Consider the following 362-nt stretch of genomic DNA (forward strand, 5'->3'; position numbering starts at 1 on the left):
CCGACCGTCCCCGGCGTGGGCCGCGCCACCGCCGCCCAGATAGCCGCCGAGGACGGTCGGAAGCGTCGGGGCCACGGCGTCCAGGAGGGAGTCGGCCTCGGCGTCGATCTCGGCGAGCTGGGCGGCGCAGAAGTCAAGCTGGTCGAGCAGGAGGCGCAATTGCAGCCGCAGGGCGTCGGTGGCGGGGACGCCGCAGGTAGAGCGGAGCGATTCCAGAACGTCGGAGGCCTTGGCCGCGCCGAAGCGGTTCCTGCTCGCGCCGCGCAGGTCGTCGGCCAGGCCGTCGGCGTCCATTTCGTCAGGGCGAAGCGGCGAAGCACCGCTCGGGAGGAGTCCCCGAACTTGTCCGAGAACAGCTTGCC

Annotated in this window: 1 protein-coding gene; it reads right to left on the reverse strand. The window is 72.4% G+C overall.

Annotated elements, in window-relative coordinates:
• The coding region (locus tag NE591_RS13335) for a hypothetical protein (protein ID WP_256156874.1) at window positions 1-362 on the reverse strand (362 nt) is incomplete at both ends.

This window comes from Adlercreutzia sp. DFI.6.23 (genome assembly GCF_024462535.1).
In the GTDB taxonomy this organism is placed as follows: domain Bacteria; phylum Actinomycetota; class Coriobacteriia; order Coriobacteriales; family Eggerthellaceae; genus Adlercreutzia; species Adlercreutzia rubneri.